The 18,333-nt window shown below is 45.0% G+C and carries 11 protein-coding genes; 8 read left to right on the top strand and 3 right to left on the bottom strand.

Annotated elements, in window-relative coordinates; all coding sequences use genetic code 11:
- Positions 1 to 20 precede the first annotated feature (20 nt).
- The 5 genes from SMSP2_RS04270 (at position 21) to SMSP2_RS04290 (ending at position 8,246) form a co-directional block, all read left to right on the top strand.
- The gene (locus SMSP2_RS04270) at positions 21 to 1,502 is read left to right on the top strand and encodes a sulfatase family protein (RefSeq protein WP_146682771.1); all 1,482 of its coding nucleotides are present in this window, start codon (positions 21 to 23) and stop codon (positions 1,500 to 1,502) included.
- Between the two features lie 67 nt (positions 1,503 to 1,569).
- A complete protein-coding gene (locus tag SMSP2_RS04275; RefSeq protein ID WP_146682772.1) occupies positions 1,570 to 2,685 on the top strand; it encodes a uroporphyrinogen decarboxylase family protein in 1,116 nt (371 codons plus the stop codon).
- 4 nt (positions 2,686 to 2,689) lie between these two features.
- Positions 2,690 to 4,978, top strand: coding sequence for a GH36-type glycosyl hydrolase domain-containing protein (locus tag SMSP2_RS04280; RefSeq protein ID WP_146682773.1), 2,289 nt, complete (start codon positions 2,690 to 2,692; stop codon positions 4,976 to 4,978).
- A gap of 21 nt (positions 4,979 to 4,999) precedes the next feature.
- A complete protein-coding gene (locus tag SMSP2_RS04285) occupies positions 5,000 to 6,703 on the top strand; it encodes a sodium:solute symporter family transporter (protein ID WP_146682774.1) in 1,704 nt (567 codons plus the stop codon).
- Between the two features lie 121 nt (positions 6,704 to 6,824).
- Entirely contained in the window at positions 6,825 to 8,246 is a 1,422-nt protein-coding gene (locus SMSP2_RS04290; RefSeq protein WP_146682775.1) for an AGE family epimerase/isomerase, read from the top strand.
- Between the two features lie 182 nt (positions 8,247 to 8,428).
- On the opposite strand, the gene SMSP2_RS04295 is transcribed toward SMSP2_RS04290, so the two are convergent.
- Together SMSP2_RS04295 and SMSP2_RS04300 are read right to left on the bottom strand one after the other, a co-directional pair.
- Complete coding sequence (locus SMSP2_RS04295) at positions 8,429 to 10,675, bottom strand: hypothetical protein (protein WP_146682776.1); 2,247 nt, start codon at positions 10,673 to 10,675, stop codon at positions 8,429 to 8,431.
- Positions 10,676 to 10,742: 67 nt separating this feature from the next.
- Positions 10,743 to 11,576: a prepilin-type N-terminal cleavage/methylation domain-containing protein gene (locus SMSP2_RS04300; RefSeq protein ID WP_146682777.1), complete on the bottom strand. Its 834-nt coding sequence runs from the start codon at positions 11,574 to 11,576 to the stop codon at positions 10,743 to 10,745.
- 237 nt (positions 11,577 to 11,813) lie between these two features.
- On the opposite strand from SMSP2_RS04300, the gene SMSP2_RS04305 reads away from it, so the two are divergent.
- From SMSP2_RS04305 to SMSP2_RS04315, 3 genes are all read left to right on the top strand, one after another.
- Positions 11,814 to 12,560, top strand: coding sequence for a PEP-CTERM sorting domain-containing protein (locus SMSP2_RS04305; protein WP_146682778.1), 747 nt, complete (start codon positions 11,814 to 11,816; stop codon positions 12,558 to 12,560).
- A gap of 120 nt (positions 12,561 to 12,680) precedes the next feature.
- Positions 12,681 to 14,993 carry a glycoside hydrolase family 26 protein gene (locus SMSP2_RS04310; RefSeq protein ID WP_146682779.1) on the top strand — a complete coding sequence of 771 codons (2,313 nt, stop codon included), beginning with the start codon at positions 12,681 to 12,683 and terminating at the stop codon, positions 14,991 to 14,993.
- A 77-nt stretch (positions 14,994 to 15,070) separates the two neighbouring features.
- Positions 15,071 to 16,120, top strand: a complete 1,050-nt coding sequence (locus SMSP2_RS04315; protein WP_146682780.1) for a LacI family DNA-binding transcriptional regulator — start codon at positions 15,071 to 15,073, stop codon at positions 16,118 to 16,120.
- Positions 16,121 to 16,450: 330 nt separating this feature from the next.
- Here the strand turns inward: SMSP2_RS04315 and SMSP2_RS04320 are convergent, their stop codons facing one another.
- Entirely contained in the window at positions 16,451 to 18,307 is a 1,857-nt protein-coding gene (locus SMSP2_RS04320) for an IS1634 family transposase (RefSeq protein WP_146682781.1), read from the bottom strand.
- Positions 18,308 to 18,333: the final 26 nt, after the last annotated feature.

Below are 18,333 nucleotides of genomic sequence, written 5' to 3' on the forward strand. Positions count from 1 at the left end.
ATCAAGAAAGGACTAACTGCATGTCAGGTCAAATAAAGCAGAAACCTAATATAATATTCATCATGAGCGATGACCACGCTTCTCATGCAATGAGCTGTTACGGCAGTTTTATCAACAAAACGCCGCAGCTTGACCGTATAGCCAATGAGGGTATGCGTTTTGACAACTGTTTCTGCACAAATTCCATATGCACCCCCAGCCGGGCCGCAATACTCTCCGGCACTTACAACCATGTCAACGGCGTAACTACACTTGCCACCCACATGGATAACCGTCTTGAAACATTTCCTAAAATACTTAAACGAAACGGGTACCAGACCGCTGTATTCGGGAAATGGCACCTGGGCAAAGGCCCTGAACACAGCCCTTCCGGTTTTGATGACTGGGCAGTTCTTAACGGTCAGGGCAATTACCACAACCCTGAATTCTTTTTTAAAGGGCCTGAGGGCGGCACGGCCAAAACGGTTAAAGGCTACGCAACCGATATAATCACTGACATGTCTATAGACTGGCTGGAAAAAAGAGACGAAAATCAGCCTTTCTGCCTTTTGTGCCATCATAAAGCACCTCATCGGCCGTGGTATCCGGACGAGAAACACGCCGGCATGTATTTAAACGAGGATATTCCCGAACCTGAAACACTTTACGATGACTATTCGAACCGAGCCAAAGCCGCTGAAGCCGCCCTCATGAGGGTAGGCGTAAACATGATTGAACGGGATTTAAAATCAGAAATGCCTAAAGGGCTAACTGAAAATGAATTACGGAGCTGGGCTTATCAAAGGTACATTAAGGATTATCTGCGTGTTATTGCAAGCATTGATGACAATGTCGGCAGGTTACTGGACTATCTCGATAATAAAGGCCTGACCGAAAACACCATGATTATTTACACATCTGATCAGGGATTCTTTCTTGGCGACCACGGTTGGTATGACAAGAGATTTATGTATGAGCAGTCGCTAAGGATGCCCTTTATAGTCAGGTACCCTGAGCTGATTAAAGCCGGCACGGTAAACGAAGATATTGTTACAAACATTGATTTCGCCCCAACCTTTCTTGATCTGGCCGGGCTGGAAAGCCCAAAAGAATTCCAGGGCTTCAGCATAAAGCCGCTTTTAGAGGGCGCCACGCCAGAGAACTGGCAGAAAGCAATGTATTACAGGTACTGGATGAACCGTGCTCATCATAATGTCGCAGCTCATTACGGAATAAGGACAAAAAAACACAAATTGATCTACTACTATTCAGATGGCCTGGACCAACCGGGAACCGCGGACGAACTATGTTGCAACATGCCGGAAAATTTTATAGACGTCAACAGCCTTGAACCTGAATGGGAACTCTTTGACCTTGAAAAGGACCCCATGGAAATGCACAACGTCTATAATGACCCCACATACAAGCAAGTAGTTGATGAACTGAAGGACCAGCTTGCAGAGCTGCAGAAAAAAATTGGAGACAAACCATACGAAGACAGTCAGTCTGTAACAAAACGATAAAGCTAAAATGAACATTACCGTGTGCCATAATCTAAAATGTTACTGAAGATTAAGTTTTTTTGATATTATGAACGGCAAAAAAAGAGTATCAGATGTCCTGTCGCTGAGAGAGCCGGATAGAACCCCCGTCTGTCTCTCGCCATGGAAATCGACTATAAAAAAGTGGACCAGCGAAGGTTTCTTGCAGCCCGGCGAAGACATCGTAAAGCACTTCGATTTAGATATTAGATTCCATGATTTTATCAACACTAAAGGCAATCTTGAAGCCGGGGAAAAGATATTAGAGCAAACCTGCGATACACAGGTGATTCTGAACGAAAATGGCGCAACAATCAAAAGGTTTACTGACCGCGAGGCTGGAGAACAGTATATCGATTATGCGGTAAAAACCAGAAAAGACTGGGAAAACCTGATTAAACCTTACCTGCTGAATATTGATCAAAGACGAATTCCATTTGAAGCGTATGAATCAAAATTTAAAACCAGTCTGGAAGATCACGTTTTTCTCTTTTGGCGCGGACCTGCACCTTTTGAGCTGATGCGAAGCCTTTGCGGACACGAGACACTGCTAATGGCCATGGCTATGGATCCCGACTGGGTAAAGGATATGGTTATTACTTACGCAGAGTTCACAGTGAAGCATTTAGAGATTCTTTTTGCTGAGTCAGGCCTTCCGGACGGTATATTTTTCTTTGAAGATATGGGTCTTAAGGAAAAACCCTTCTTTTCTCCTGAGATGTACGATAAAATAATGAAACCGGGCCATAAGATACTTTTCGATTTTGCCCATACGGCATCCGTATCAAAGAAAGTTACAGTGCATTCCTGCGGATACGTTGAACCGCTCTTACCGGGTCTCATTGAAGCCGGCATGGACTGTCTCCAGGGCTTAGAGGTTAAGGCGGGAATGAACCTTAACAAGATTTTTAAACAATACGGAGACAAAATCGCATTGTTTGGGGGACTTGACGCAAGAATTTTAATGAGCAATGATTTTGATAAAATTAAGGCAGCTGCCATTGAGCACATTTTTCCTGTTTTAAAACAGAAAGGTGCGTACATACTCCATTCTGATCATTCTGAGCCCCCGCAGGTCGAGTATCAGACAGCCGTATATATAGTAAATGACTTACGGAAAGCATGTTCTCAACAGTTAGATAATAATCTGAAAGAAGAAAGGTAATACAATGTACAGTTCACAATGGGGCAGTTTTACAAATGACGGCAAAGCCTATGTAATAGAAGATCCGGTAACGCCCCGACCGTGGGAAAATTATTTATATTCAAAAGACGGCAAGTTCCAAGCCGTTGTCACCCAAAGAGGCCTGGGAACAACCTTCTATGATTGTCCCCAGGTTAACAAAGTTTCAGACGGCCGCAATTTTTGCGTCTGCACAAAAGACGGCCGCTACTGGTCCATCAACGGCGGTGCCGCAAACCAGACCCCTGAAAACTACAGATGCATACACGAGCCTGGAAAAACCTCTTTTGAGACGAGCTTTAACGGCCTTAACTGCAATCTTGAGATAAGTTTAGCACCCGAGAAACACGCGGAGATAGACAGAGTTATCATAAGTAATAATTCATCAGATGATAAAACTTTTTCACTTATTGGCTGGCATCTTGTAAAGCTCAACGGATTAGACAACAGGCTGGAATGCCAGTACAGCAGGTTTAACTCGGAAGTTAATGCGTTGGTTTGCCAGAGAAGGCACTACAGAACCCCCAGATACAAATACGCGGCGTTCTTTACCTGTGATAAAAAGGCTGACAGTTTTTGCGGCAGTTTACAGGCATTTCTCGGACATGACAGTGACATTAGCGATGCAGAAAGCCTTAAACAGTGCTCTCTGCCGCAGATAAATGCTCATGGCACAGAACCAATAAGCGCTTTACAGCATGATATAACACTTAAACCCTCGGAAAGTATTGAACTTTATTATGCCTTTGGTGTTGCTCAAGATATGGACGAGGCAGAACAAAAGGCCGGCGAGTTTGGATCTGTTTCAGCAAATTATGCATCGCAATTTACGGCATCCAGAAAATATTTCAAGCATCTATTCAACTCTGTTGACATTGAAACTCCAGATTCGATTCTAAACATTATGCTCAGTACATGGTCCCGGATACAGCTTGACAGACAAACGGTTTCGGCTCGCGCCACTCCCTGGTTTAACTGGAGAAACCATCTTCAGGACTCATGGGCTTTCAACATGTTCGATAATTCTTACTCTCGTAAATGGATTACTGAAACATGTAAACGGGCGTATGAGGACGGCTTCCTGCCCAGATGCTCAGCCAGAGTCAAAGAGCTCACATTTCCTGACCAAAGCCACCCCGATATAGCAACCTGGGCGGCTCTATCCGCCGAGAGATACATAGCAGAAAGCGGAGACTGGGGTTTCCTTGATGAAGTCGTATGCTATGCAGACGGCAAGGCAAAGGCCGGCATAGCCGATATTTTAATAAACGGCCTTGACTGGCTGCTGAACCATAGAGGCAAAAACGGAATGGTGCTGATGTTAGAAGGCGACTGGAGTGACCCCCTGGAAGAAGTCGGCAGAAAAGGCATCGGTGAATCGCCGTGGACTTCTATGGCTCTGATAAATGCAATCAACGCTTTTTCTGATGTTTTAATGAGAATAGACCGGCAGCAGGAAGCCCAAAGACTATTAAAAGGCGCTGCTGAACTTACCAAAGCGGTAAATAAATCTGCATGGGACGGTGATTTCTATATCCGGGCGATAACCGACGATGGTTTGAAAGTCTGCACCAAAGACGATCCTGACGGTAATGTAAGCCTGCTTATGCAGTCCTGGGCACTGATCAGCGGCGTGGCGTCTGCGCAACAGATTGAATCTATCATTAAAACGGTTGATTCCAACAATAAAACAGACATAGGGCCGATCATTTATGCCCCCCCCTTCATGAAGCCTCGCCCATGGGTCGGCAGAGAAACCGCAAAACCGCCTGGAACCTGTGTGAACGGATCCTGCTACACCCATGTCGCTATGATGTGGGCAATGGCGGAAGTTCTTGTCAAACGCCCCGGCGAGGCAGTGGATATCATGAAGAGAATACTGCCTCTGCACCAGGAAGACCATACACCCATATCAACGGCAGTGCCTTTGTGGATGCCCAACTATTTTCACGGTCCCGCTTCTATGACACCGGGCCAGAGCAGTGATGTAATGACAAGCGCTTCACCGCCGTGGCTGTTTCTGGTAGTCTGTGAGCACCTGCTTGGGATCAGGGCAACACTTGAGGGCCTTCATATAGCTCCTTGTATGCCAAATGACTGGAACAAGGCCGGATTCAGGCGGATGTGGCAAGGCTCAGAATATGATTTTACATTTAATCGTGTGGGCCCGGGCAACAGCATCAGCATTGAAGTTGACGGAAATAGAATCGAAGGAAACATACTGAAACCCGATTCTTCGCATAAGCAGCACAAAATAAACATAACGCTCGGTTAAAAAAAATAAGAAAGGTACAAAATGACGGAAACGATCGGACAGCAACCCATATCTTTTTGGATAGTAATGCTTTCCTACGGCATCTTACTTGGTGCAATAAGTATTTATTTCGCAAAATATATAAAAAACACCGAAGATTTTTTCAGGGCTTCCCAGAATACTCCCTGGTGGATCGGCGGCCTGAGCTTTTTTATGACTGCATTTTCTGCATCCGTATTTGTCGGCGGAGCTTCGTTTGCCTATCAATACGGTGCGTTAAGCCTCTCTCAGGTTGCACTTATGCTCCCCACATTTATCCTCGGGTATTTTGTCTTTTCACGCCGTTGGCACCGAACCGGACTCGAAACCGCTATCGAATTTATTGAACACCGCTACAACGGCAAAACAGCTCATTTTTTCATTTGGACCGGGCTGCCTGTGAGAATATTAGACAATGCCAACCGACTTTATGTTACAGCGGTTCTGATTGAAGTTCTCTTCGGGATTGATTTGTGGACGGCTATCCTTTTAACTGCATTGACAGCAGTTATCTACACCGTTGCAGGCGGCTTTCTCGCCGTTGTGGTAACAGATTCGATTCAAGCTCTGGTTATGGCTATCATAGTAATAATAATCGCTGTTACTTCATACCTGCGGGTTGGCGGTTTTTCAGGCCTGATTGAGAAACTGCCGGAGGGGTATTGGTCTTTAAATCCACCGGATACTGATTACAGCATAGCCATGATTGCCAGTCTTGCGCTGGTGGCATACTGCACATGGAACGGATACTGGTCGCTTGTTCAGCGTTATCTGACAGTTGAGACTGAATCAGATGCCAAAAAAGTATGCTTAACGGGCGGTTTTTCGTACTTCCTGTTATTCCCGCTGTTTATGCTGCCGCCAATATTTGCTGTTGTACTGGTTCCAGGATTAGAATCCGCACAGGAAGCCGAGACATCATATCTGCGTATAGCAGAACTGATACTGCCTTCGGGACTTTTAGGTGTTATGTGCTTTGCCCTGATCGGCGCCACAATTACAGCTTTAAACTCCGACCTGAATGTAATGTCACAGATAATAATCAACGATGCATTTAAAAAGGTTCTGCGGCTAACCTCCGAAAAAAAACGTTTATTGATAAGCAGGATAACTGTAGTTGTAATAACGATACTCTGTATGCTTATTGCGGGCTCAATAAGGTCTCTTGGCGGCTCCTTCCGTTATCTGGTAACTCTTATGGGCTTAACCAGTATGCCGACATTCATACCGCTGCTGATGGGGCTCTTTTATAAAAGGACACCTCCATGGGGAGCCATTACGGCATTTTGTGCAGGTATAACCATAGGGCTGGTAATGACATTTGGGTTTGGAGTTACTCTGACCTGGGTTATTGTAGCCAACTTCTTAACAACCTTAGGCGTAATGCTTGTTACCGGCTGGCGATGGCCTGTTACGGGCGAAAAATCCAGGCAGGTTGATGCCCTGTTCAAGAAACTCAGCACTCCCGGAGCCGGCAATGTCACTGATACCGGCGGCACTAAAGTTGTCAATGGAAGGATACTAACCCTTGTCGCTTTTGTCATGTTTGTGATGGGCACGATTCTGCTCTTTACCGGTACTCAACTAAGCAACGCTGACATAAAAATTGTTATTTCATCCGTCTCAATCTTTTATTTTGCAGGATTCATGCTTACTGCAATTAAATACATCTTAAAGAAGAAAGCCGCTGTCATAGTAAAAGACTGAGAACAATCAATGAAGCATAAAATTTAATATTTCTATAACTTACAATCTGCGATTCAAGCAGAGCGCTTGAATCGCAGATTAACTGTAAAACAGATAAAACTTAAATAGAACTACCTATAAGATGGAACATAATTTTAATAAAACTGAATTGCCGTCTAATCCTTCACCGCCTGATTTGGCTGCTGTTAGAGATGACTATAAAATCATTATCAGCAGAGCCTTAGAAGCGGTGCTTGACCGTTATGAGGATAATGATAATTATCCATGGGTTGACACAAAGCTGGACATTCTAACCGGCAGAGACTTTCCAGACGACGATATCATAAGAGGCAAACACACGGTTTACGGCTGGATACAGGGAAGAGCGCTGGAGTCAATTGCCGAACATGCCAAATGGCTGAAAAATAACACAATTTCCTGCCGGCCGCTGATAGAGAGATGCACAAAAGTTGTAAAAAAACTCTCAGACCGGCTGATCCGTACCCGTAAGCTAAATGGAGGGCACTGCTATTTCTTTATGGACGAGGCCGGCAAAGCGTGCTCATTTGATAAAGATAAACGGGTATATGTCAATTTAACACCTGATTCCCCGTATAATTACAGTGATATTTTCTGTTCAAAAGGCCTTTATGCCGCGGCCTGTTATCTTAATGACCAGAGTGCTCAGATGCAGGCCAAAAATTATTGCATAGAAGTAATAGATGCTCTTTTGAGCGGCTGTTTCAGAAGCGACCAGCACCGATTTGAAGGCGACCTCTGCCTGCCGGTAAATGATAACGACAAAATATCACACGGACCTGTATCCATTGCAATAGGAATAGCTAATGTTCTATTTGAAGACAACAAAGACATAGACACGGCTCGAATTGCGGTAAGTCTAATAGAGCATACCCTTTCTAATTATGTAAATTTAGGGCAGTGGAACTATCTGCAGGAATACGATTTTGTTGAATTTATAGATGCCGATTATCAACCCTTTAATAATTGCGGGAGCATATTTTCAGATCCCGGTCATGCGCTGGAGTTTGCGGGTTTGTCTTTGAAATTCACTGAGATGGCAAGGAAAGTCGAATCTGTAAATAAAAGTTTTTATAAAAGACTAAACTATTATAGAGAGATTATGCCTGAAATCCTGTTCCGAAACTTTGAAAACGGCTTTAATCCGGAAGCTGAGGGCATATGCAAATTATGGGATCTTACCAATTCAAGGCCGGCAAACCCCGACATGCCCTGGTGGAGCCTTCCTGAAACAATGCGTACTGCCATATACAGTGTTTTGACATCCAGTAAAGATAATTTCCAAAACCAGGCTTTAGAAATATACAGCCTGTGTCATAACGCATTTATAAATCACTATCTCAAACCTGAGCTAAATTTCTTCTGTCTGCAGACCAGAGGGACTGATAAAAAACCCAAAGAAGTTATTCCTGCCACACCCGACGCCGACCCCTGCTATCATACCGGACTGTGTATCCTGGACTGTATCAGATGTGTAGATAAGCTGGCAGGCCAGCGGCAATTAGCCTCCTCAGCCTGTGAATGATAATTTCCCCGGCTTTCTGCCATGATAAAATACCAGAAATACTGTAACCGCCGCATATAGTGCAAAGATTATCAGTATTGTTCCGGTCAAAATCATATCTGACAAAACCGGCCTTCCAACAATAGAACAAAAAAAAGCAGGGCGATCAAAATAACCGCCCTGCTTAAAAAATCCTGATAAAATTACTGGCTGAGTAAATCAGTCATCAGCCATTTATCACTCATTGACTGCAGGTCAAGAACATCAATGATATTGTCTTTCATAATATCATATTGAAGCCCAAGAACATCGTTGGTTAAAACGATATTTGCCCAGCCCAACGGAGAATGGTCGCCGCCATAGCCGGCCACCTCATGCTTTAAACGTATAGCATCCCTGCCTGGCACCCTCGCCTCTGTGAAGGTGATAGTAGCCTCATAGGACTGGCCTACGCCTAATGTTACAGTAACATTGTCTCCGCTGCGAGTAAATTTGCAGGGGACTTCATAAGGAGTTGCGCTTTTCTTGCCAACATATACTGCTTTAAGTACATTGTCTTCTGAATCGCGAACCCTCACTCTCAAGTTTCTATCAGCGGCCTTCTCCAAATCCATTCTATACCCGTTGTTTACTACCGTACCGGTTTCATCAACCTCAGCCTCAACATATATTGAGGATTTACAAGTACGTGTAGGAGCAGGGTTATCGTAATCTACCAGACTCAATGACAGGGTATAGTCTTCAAACTCAGGTACAGTAGTATAGACCGAACCAGAGGCGCTGTACATCGCAGCGTTGTAAGCTCCGGGCCTGCCGGCGAATACAGTATTATTCGCTTTCAGGGCAGACGTACGCAGGCTGCCGCTCTCTGCCTTCCATCTGCTGTTGCCGGTCATCTCAAGATTGGCCCAGCCGAACAGACCGTGGTCTCCGCCGTAACCGTTAACTGAATGGTAAAGCCTGATCTTATTGTTACTGCTGTCTAAAGTATCGGTTACAGTAACAAAATCTTCCTGATTCAAACCTTTTGCCATTACGATAGTTACCTGGTCTCCGTCCCTGCTGAACTCAAACGGAATCGGATACGGCACCTGAGCAGTCTTGGAAATGAAAATCCCTTTTAACAGGTTGCCCTGAGGGTCATAGGCAGCCATCCTGAGATTTCGGTCCGCATACCTGTCGAGCCTGATCTCAAAGCCTGCTTCCTCAAGCTCATTTGTATCTTCGTTCACAGCAGCTTCGATAAACACAGAAGTGTTGGCGATTCGGCTTTCCATCAGGTTATCGTAATCAACCAGGCTGCCGGAAAAAGTATAAACCTCATCTTCGGGTATTTCAATGCTTGTGTAAACGGCGCCGCTTCCGCTGAACCACTGCTCGGCCTGTGCCGCGGGAGAGCCGTTGAGCAGCTCATTGTCTGCAAAAATCAGAGCGCTGCGAAGGTGTCCGGCTTCTTCTGTCCATATTGCGCTATCCACAAGCGGACCGTTAATCCAGTCAAAATACGCCCTGCCCAGAACGATGTCTGTAATTGGATGGTCATAAAAACCACGGAAATCTTCGTTCCAGCCGCCTACACTGCCCCATTCCGATGACATGAGCGCCAAATCAGCATAATCGACAAAGCCGTCTTTATTCAAATCAGAGAAATAGAAAAGCCCCTCAGGCAAATCTGCTGCTGAACCGTCTGAAACCCTGAAATTATCGCACCACACGCGATGGCCGCTGGTAAAATAGACATCTCTGCCCCCGCCAAGGCCTGCCGGGCCGGCCAAGGTCATATCGGTGGTAGATGAGAGCAGCAGCCCAGGCTCACCAGATCCGGAAGAGCCGCTTGCCTTGGCAACAAACTTTACATTACCGCCGTCAACCTGGAGTGCAAGGGTCCATATATCGTTTGGCCCGACGTCTGAGACATCGCAGATATAATAAGAAGCCACGGATCCTGTTCCGCCGGTAACGGTTATCCTGCCGTAGTACTGTGTTCCGTTCATATTAGTCAGGACATGTGCATAGATATAATTGTCCTGGTCATAACACCTTGCCAGCAAACCGAAATCACGGTAAGTGCCGCTGGAACTTTCATCTTTAAACTCTGCGGTTACGGTATAATCGCTCATTGACGAGGTTATGCCAAGACTCTCTACAGCATACTCAAAGCCGGAGAACCAGTTAGCCTCAACGGCCTGGTTGCTCGCGGAGCTGCCGCCCATCTGGTGAACCTTAACCTGAAACTCCCTGTCAGCACCTCTGAGGAAATGGTCCCACCACGGGTCCGAATATCTTACTAAATATTCATAATCGTATTCAGTAAGGTCATAGCCGCTGGCCAATTCAAAATTGTCCTGAAAATAAACCTCGCCCAGGGCACTGCCGCCCGCAAAAACCAAAACTAACACTGAAACAACCAAAAGTGTGTCTTTGATGGAATCAGCACATAATTTCAACATGTTAAGTCTCATTTTTTTCTAACCTCATTTAAATAAAATAATTTTGTCTCAATGACCGAGCCTGTTTTTAATATGAAGGAATCCCATTATGGCCGTGCCACTCGAATTTCTCTCTGTAATCTCTCCATGAATCCATTTTTCTTACAGGTTCAACATGGCCGTCTAAGAAGAGAAAGTTTGAACTGTTGCCGTGAACACTGGTTACGCCCTCTTCGAATCCAAACGAATAGAAATTTGTTGACTGCCCGGGCACACACCCGGGACGTACAACCGAAGTCCTGCCTGCTATCGAGGGGTATTTGCTCTTCATTTCATTCCAGTCAAAGTAATAACAGTATATCAGCGGAGTCTGGGCATGTTGGCCAATCTTAGCCAATGTCGGCTTTTTCCAGACATACCCTCTGCCCGGCGGCGGAGATTTCACCCTGGCTGCCTGTAAATGGATGTTAGAGGAATAACCTGTACGCATACCGGCCCAATCGTTCTCGTCAAGAATCTCTTCACCTATCTTCTGTACCTGGTTTCTGTTTTGAGGGCAATAAGCAACATTTCTGTCCCAGTCGCCGCTCTTATTACGTTTGTGTCCCTGTATGTACGGCATCAATATATCACTGTCATACCAGCCGGCATATTCCTTACGCTCGGCGTTATAATAGTCGGCTATTTCCGGCTGCCACATAGCGAACAACAGAGGCATCTTGGAATTATTCTCCGAGCAGTACATGTGATAGCCCAGACCAACCTGCTTGAGATTTGATGAACAGACAGCACGTCTGGCAAGATCTCTTGCCTTTTGCAGCGAAGGAAGCATGATCGCCATCAGCAAAGCGATTATCGATATAACTACAAGAAGCTCAATCAAAGTGAAGCCTTTTGATTTTTTTTCAGCGGAATAAAACATTTTCTTCTTTCAAATATTTAATAATGTTTATTTACATGAATACGAATGAACGTAAGCGATTACATAATATCATTTAATAGTACCACGAGTGATTACCATGTCAAGAACAAATTGATAATTTTATAAAATCAAAAATTCAACTTGACATGCTATCCAAATGATGTAAAATAATACTAATGTAAGCGTTTGCAAAGTTGATGTTTTAAAAAAAGTTTCATTAAATTAGGGAGAAACAAAATGTTAAAAAGAAAAAACGCACTAGCTTTGATAGTAATTACTTGCTGCATATCTTTTTCGAGCGGAGCGGTAATCTGGTCAGAGGATTTCAGCGGAATAAATGACGCGGTACAAACTGATCCTGCGTGGAACGGTGAAGCTGGCCTACTCGAATCAAGAAATGGGTTGATTAAGGCTTCTGACACAAAAGATGACGGCAGTCCGGCAGCATTCACAACTGCTTCATACAGTGTTGACGGGGCTGTTTATACCACGGTTCCGCAAACAAATAATTACACCTTAACCGGAAATGTTATTGATTATGCAAACTCAACAGATCGGAATAATCGTAATTATGTCAGGATTGAGGCAAATTATAATACTTCGACTCATGAGAAGATTTCAAACGGCTGGGGATTGAGGCTTGAAAGGTTTACGGCAGGTCACAACAGTATATATATTTACAATCCCGCAGGCGAGAGAGTAAAGGAACTATACATAGGGGTTAACTCTCAGGTACTGCATATTCCTTTTGAATTCAAAAGGACTGGCGATAACGTAGAGATAACCTATGGCGATCTCACCTATTCAGCAACTGACACGTATAATCCGGATAATGATCAGTTATCTCTATATTTTTGGGTTCAGGGTTACGGTTCAGGCTATACTGAAACAGGATGGAGCGATTTCCAGATGGTTCCCGAACCGGCAACCATGGCGATTTTCGCTCTCGGCGGCCTATTCGTTAGTTCACGCCGTAAGAAATAATAATCATATACAGCAAGAAACAGCTTTGTAAAGCATAAAGATGCCGCCCGTTACGGCGGCATCTTTTTTTATAAAGTAGTATTTTTGAGTTACTTATATAAAACCGTGTTAGAGTTATCTATGAATAAAACTTTACAGATTTCAGCAATACTTTTCCTGGCAAACAGTCTTGTCTTAGCCGCTCAAAAAGAGTTCACCACCTACGGAAACATCAGCGTTGGAAAGTTTTATACTTTTAATCAGGAGCCATTCTATTCGTTTCCTGATGTATGGCCCAATAAATGGACTGATGGAACAAAGCTGACCAATGAGACGTTCAATGAGGCTGCTTTTTCGCAGGAAGAATGGTTAGGCTGGCAATCAGGATCAATCCCTGTCGAGATAGTCATAGATTTGGGCAAGAGCTATAACATAGATACAGTTAAACTGCATACCTGCAGCCAAACCGGCTTGCAAATTCATTACCCCGATTCAGTGGATATATGGACAAAGGCACAAACAGAGCAGGACTGGCTCAAGCTCGGTCAGATACCCGGCCGGGAAGACACAGAGGCTTTCACCGAAAGCTGGTTCGAACTTAACACGGACTATACTCCGGCCAGGTATGTCATGCTGTCAATATCCGCCCCTGCCGACAAGTTGTTTCTAATTGACGAGGTCGAAATATACGGCAATATCATCAGCAAATGGAAGCATGTACCTGATTACGGCATGTATCAGGGAGCTTTTGCTGTTGAAGAGCACGGCTGGTGGGATGTTTCTCATTACGAAGAACAGGTAAACAAAACCTGCTCGATGATTCTGTGGTATCACCAGTTAAATCCAAATGAATCAAAAAGCACCTTTTCCGGCACACTGGCCTCTTTATGGACAAATCCGTCATGGCTTGGCAAAGATATTGTTGGAGAGAAGTACCTTACCATCGGCTGGCTGCCCAGCTGGAGCACTGCGGAAGATATTGCCCGCGGCATAGACGGCTACGATGAGCATTTGGAACAATGGTTTATCGAAAGTATAGATTATTCACTTAGATACGGCAATTCAGACCCCATCTGGCTGCGGCCGATGAATGAGATGAACGGCGGCTGGACATTCCCCAACAAAGGCCATGAGGATGAATGCTGGGGCGGCGACCAGTTGAACTACAGAAGAGCATGGAGAAGGCTTTACAATATCGCTGAGCAGGTAGGCGCCGCGGATAAACATATCTTTTTGTGGTCGCCAAACGGCTACACATACGCCGGAGAAGAACACTACCCTGACAATTATTACCCGGGAGATCAATATGTTGACTGGATCGGTATCAGCCTTTACACGCCCGGAGATATACCATATCCCAACGCCATCATCAGCGGCACCGGCGGAGCAGGAACGTTTGACTTTTATGGTACATGGCCGCACAAACCAATGATGATCTCTGAAGGCGCATGGCGACCCGACAGCACCGCAGATGGGCAGCGATGGCTCAACGAATGGTTTGATATACCGCAAAACTTCCCGCGTATAAAGTCGGCTATCTGGTTTAATGGCGACCGGAAAATCGATACATTTTCGCCGGAAATGGTTGATTTATATAGGCAAAGACTAAGCGAGCCGGAGTTTCTGGCCAACCCTGCCGCCGGCCGTATCGATCTAAATTCCGATGGCATAATAAGTTTTGACGATTTAGCACCCCTGTTTTCCGATTGGAAAGAACCGTGGATTAAAAACTTTAGAGATAATTTGCTTAACTGCCCTGAAGGTGCTTTAATTCTAAATCCAAATTGGGTTGCCGCCGCAGATTGCGACGCAGAAGATGCCTGGACGGTTGAAACCGGCGAGTTTAACGGCCCTGCTGCCAAAATCAGCCGGCTGCCGGCAGGTCAGACTGCTGACCTGTTCACAAGGCTTCCCTCCTCAGAGCACTACAGAATCAGCGGCAAAATAGCAAATCGCGATGAGTTTGCAAACCCTTACTGCAGCAGTTTTCTGCGAATTTACTTTGGGGCTTACCTGACAAAGGACAAAACAGTGGGCCTGGACGGCTTCTGTGTCGAGATCTACAGAAATGCTTTCGGCTCTTCATCATGGGCCGACGGCTTCAGAATCCGCGATGAGCAGGGAGTAAGTCTTGTAAGCAATTATCTGGGCAAATTAAGCCGCCCTTACGAGGTACCCTTTGTATTTGAACGTACCGGTGATAATGTCTATATTTCTATCGGAGAAGATTCACAAAAAATAGAACAGCATATAGTTAATGAATTCGATCCGAATAATTCTGCTCTGAGATTCTATCATACATCATTAGGCCCGGAGCCATCTGACAGCTGGGTTATAACCGATCTGGAAGTACTTTCAAATGCCGGATTAGCTGATATCAACGGAGACAGGATTCTTGACTATACGGATTTGGTGATTTTTTCTGAAAAATGGCTGCAAAAAGAATGGAACTGACCATTTTGGCATTGACATATTGCAAAATTATCTAATACTTTAATTTGTAAAGTATTAACCTTATTTTTTGTATTAAAATGCCTACTCTTAATGACATCGCCAGAAAAGCAGGTGTATCTGCTCCAACTGTCTCAAGGATTCTAAGTCCAAAAGACGGAGTAATTCCTGCGAAAATGAGTACCATTCAAAAGGTACGAAAAATTGCCGAGAGCCTCAATTACTCCCCCAACGCGGCAGCAAGATCACTGGCAATTAGAAGAACGGATAACATTGGTGTTGTTTTAGATACTTTGAGAAACACTCCTGGCGAAAGTCCCGTATGGTCTCAAATTCTGGCAGGAGTCTTAAACGAAGTCAGGCTGCAGCATTTAAATTGCATGATGACCGTAGAGAATTATTCAGCCTCTAATAAATTCAGGCTGCCTGAAGCCGTCCGCCAGAAAAATGTGGATGGATTGATTATAACGCATCCCTTAGGCACAACTGACTCCAATGTCTTGCAGGAATTTATTGATAACGGCGTGCCTTTTGTGGTACTTTCCGCCGCTTCCAGCGATCCAAGGGTATGGTCTGTTTGCTGCGATCCAAACCCCGGCTACATGGATGCATTTACGTATCTCTGCGAGTTAGGACATAGAAAAGTAGGCTACTGCGTTTATCCACAATGGAACGCGGCCGAGAACAGAGAAAAAATGTTCCCCAGTAAAAACATTTTTAAAAACTATAACATGGAATTCGTTCCCGTTGAAGTTGACCTCGCCAAAAATTCACATATTCAAGAAGGACAAAGGCTTGCAGAACAGATAATTTCTGGGGGTCTAGATATTACCGCTATTGTTATGGGGGATTCAATTTCCGCTGAACTCTTAAACTCTCTTAATGAACAGGGAATCAAAGTTCCCGATGACTTCAGTATTATCGGGCTGGATGACACTTATATTTGCCAGTGTACATCACCAAAATTGAGCAGTCTCGCCAGCCCGCTGGTGGAAATGGGACAAATTGCGGTGAGATTGCTGCAAGACGCTGTTAAGGCTAAACAGGGAGGTCTCACCGTTTCCGCCAGAAACATAATTTTGCCTAAGAAATTCGTTATTCGCAAATCCACAGGCCCACTAAAGCGGTAGATTGGCTCCTTAAAACTATAATGCAAACCCGTGCTGTCTAAAAACTCATAGCTCCGCCCATTATTACCTGTCAAGGCCGCAAAAAAAACAAGCTGTAGTTGTTAAGCAGCAATGAGACCACTAAAAATTCGTTTAATGACTTAAAAACGAGGATTTTATATCTTTCCAAATATTCTTTGCGTTTGACTTCGATGCCCAATTTTCACTGCCGCTCGGTCAGACACTTGGTTTTTAGCCCCAATTTCTCACTTAGCCCCAATTTCTCACTTAGGGGTGTAAAACAGGGTTTATGGTAGCGCCCGCGGCGTTGGTGTGTCGCCAAAGGGGGTCTTAATCTTTGACCTGGCTGCTGTATATTTTGGGTGGCTTCTGCAGCGGCAGATCCATGTTCAGGTGGTGCAGTATCAGACGCTGATCTGCCTCGGGCTCGGTGTACCTCTCCATCAAGAGGTACCGACCGTCAAGTGTTTCAAATGTCACATCAAGCATCTGGATACGGCTCATCGTTTCCAGGGCAGCCTGTGCGGTCAGGCCGCAGGCACTCACCCGCAGCTTATGCCGCAATGTCACCTGCAGGCAATAACTTATAAACGCCACAAAGATATGGGCATCAACACGCTCTTCTTTATGGTGATATACAGGGCGAATGCCAAGATCACTCTTGAGTTCTCTGAAAGACTGCTCAACGTTGCACTGCAGCATATACTCATTCCAGAGTGCCTTACCATCCTTGCCCTTCTGATTGGTCCGCAAAAAGTACTTGCCGTCACGATAGATCATATCACGGTATTTCTGCCGGTTTATGTGATACCTGAATTCGCCGGCTTCAATCCGCTCCTTTTGCCCCGGAATATCGAGCTCCATACATCTATAAGCGTTACCGGCCTGCGATTGCAAAGCCCCAAGGCGTTTATAAAAACGTTCATAATTGCGATATCCCTTGAGTTTTTCAAGTCCGTCAAGATATTTACGCAGTTTTCTTTTACGCATGGCCCTCTCCTTTTGCATACGATCCCTGCTCCTGGCAAGGACATAGCATTCGCCCTCTTTTTCGATGTATTTCACATGAACACTGCTGTTTACCTGCTCCCAGTCCTTTTCAGAAAGTTCACTGCTATAATCATCGAGCTGTCTGCGGGGTGTGCCAACAAGATAGCTTATATTGTTCTTACGCATGAACTTGAGCGTAGCTTCCGTTGGTATGCCCCTGTCCATCAGCCAGACCCTGTTGGCCTTGCCGTACATTGTTTCTATCTTGTTGAGCAGGGGTCTTAATGTCGTCTTTTCAGATGTATTTCCCTGAAGTACTTCGTAGTCAAGAGGAAAGCCCTCCGGCGTAACAACAAGGGCTATCAGCACCTGTCTGCAATCACTGCGTCTGTCTTTGCTGTGGCCGAATTCTGACTTGGGATTCTGCTTGCATAGCCCCTCGAAATACGTGCTGGTGATATCATAGAGCAGGATGTCGTACTCAAGGTTGAACATTCCTTGCCAGGTGTCTTTAAGGTATTTGCAAAGTTCGTCTTTGTATGGAAGGATACGGTCAAGACAACGGTAGAGCCTGTTTTTCTCGGCAATCTCAAAATCACAATCAAGGATGGCGTCCATAGCACTCTGGCTGAACCAGTGCTGATGGACAAAGTATTCGGCAGAAGGTTTTATCAGCCTGCTCACCGTAAGCAACTTGAGGACTTTTGAGAATGCGACCGGCGATCTGTCTGTATCAATCCGCTCTGACCAGAAGCGGTCAAAACCAAGCTGATCCCACATCTCAGAAGCCAGCCAGCAATCGCCAAACCTACGCGGTCGTTCCAGTCTCATCTTTGAGATGTTAACCGGTATCGTATCAACATCGTGACAGCTCTGGTTGTCCTGATCAAAAGCAAAAAGGGTTTTGTGTACAGGTTTGTTATCTTCGTTGATTATCTCAATTGATCTCTGCCAGGCCTTCTTTTGAGAGCCGCTGATCTCACCAAGGTAAAGAACCACCTTCTCCACATGCCGATTACCGGAGACCTTCCGCTTCTCAGCAATACTGTAATAGGTGTTGCATTTACCGTTCTTTTTACGCCTGTGCTTTTTCAAATACATACCCAAATTATCGCATAGAAATTCACCTATGCAATAGGGCAGGTCTGTACCAAAGCCAAATCCAGAATCAAAACACCCCTCAAAGGCCAGAAACATCGAAAATATTTTTATTTTTACCGGTT

It is taken from the genome of Limihaloglobus sulfuriphilus, assembly GCF_001999965.1.
Lineage (GTDB): Bacteria > Planctomycetota > Phycisphaerae > Sedimentisphaerales > Sedimentisphaeraceae > Limihaloglobus > Limihaloglobus sulfuriphilus.

Excerpts from the sequence above, each read along its gene's own strand:
- SMSP2_RS04270 (WP_146682771.1), top strand. The coding sequence starts at position 21 with ATGTCAGGTCAAATAAAGCAGAAACCTAATATAATATTCATCATGAGC.
- SMSP2_RS04315 (WP_146682780.1), top strand. The coding sequence starts at position 15,071 with ATGCCTACTCTTAATGACATCGCCAGAAAAGCAGGTGTATCTGCTCCA.
- SMSP2_RS04300 (WP_146682777.1), bottom strand. The coding sequence starts at position 11,576 with ATGTTTTATTCCGCTGAAAAAAAATCAAAAGGCTTCACTTTGATTGAG.
- SMSP2_RS04305 (WP_146682778.1), top strand. The coding sequence starts at position 11,814 with ATGTTAAAAAGAAAAAACGCACTAGCTTTGATAGTAATTACTTGCTGC.
- SMSP2_RS04280 (WP_146682773.1), top strand. The coding sequence starts at position 2,690 with ATGTACAGTTCACAATGGGGCAGTTTTACAAATGACGGCAAAGCCTAT.
- SMSP2_RS04320 (WP_146682781.1), bottom strand. The coding sequence starts at position 18,307 with ATGTTTCTGGCCTTTGAGGGGTGTTTTGATTCTGGATTTGGCTTTGGT.
- SMSP2_RS04310 (WP_146682779.1), top strand. The coding sequence starts at position 12,681 with ATGAATAAAACTTTACAGATTTCAGCAATACTTTTCCTGGCAAACAGT.
- SMSP2_RS04275 (WP_146682772.1), top strand. The coding sequence starts at position 1,570 with ATGAACGGCAAAAAAAGAGTATCAGATGTCCTGTCGCTGAGAGAGCCG.
- SMSP2_RS04295 (WP_146682776.1), bottom strand. The coding sequence starts at position 10,675 with ATGTTGAAATTATGTGCTGATTCCATCAAAGACACACTTTTGGTTGTT.
- SMSP2_RS04290 (WP_146682775.1), top strand. The coding sequence starts at position 6,825 with ATGGAACATAATTTTAATAAAACTGAATTGCCGTCTAATCCTTCACCG.
- SMSP2_RS04285 (WP_146682774.1), top strand. The coding sequence starts at position 5,000 with ATGACGGAAACGATCGGACAGCAACCCATATCTTTTTGGATAGTAATG.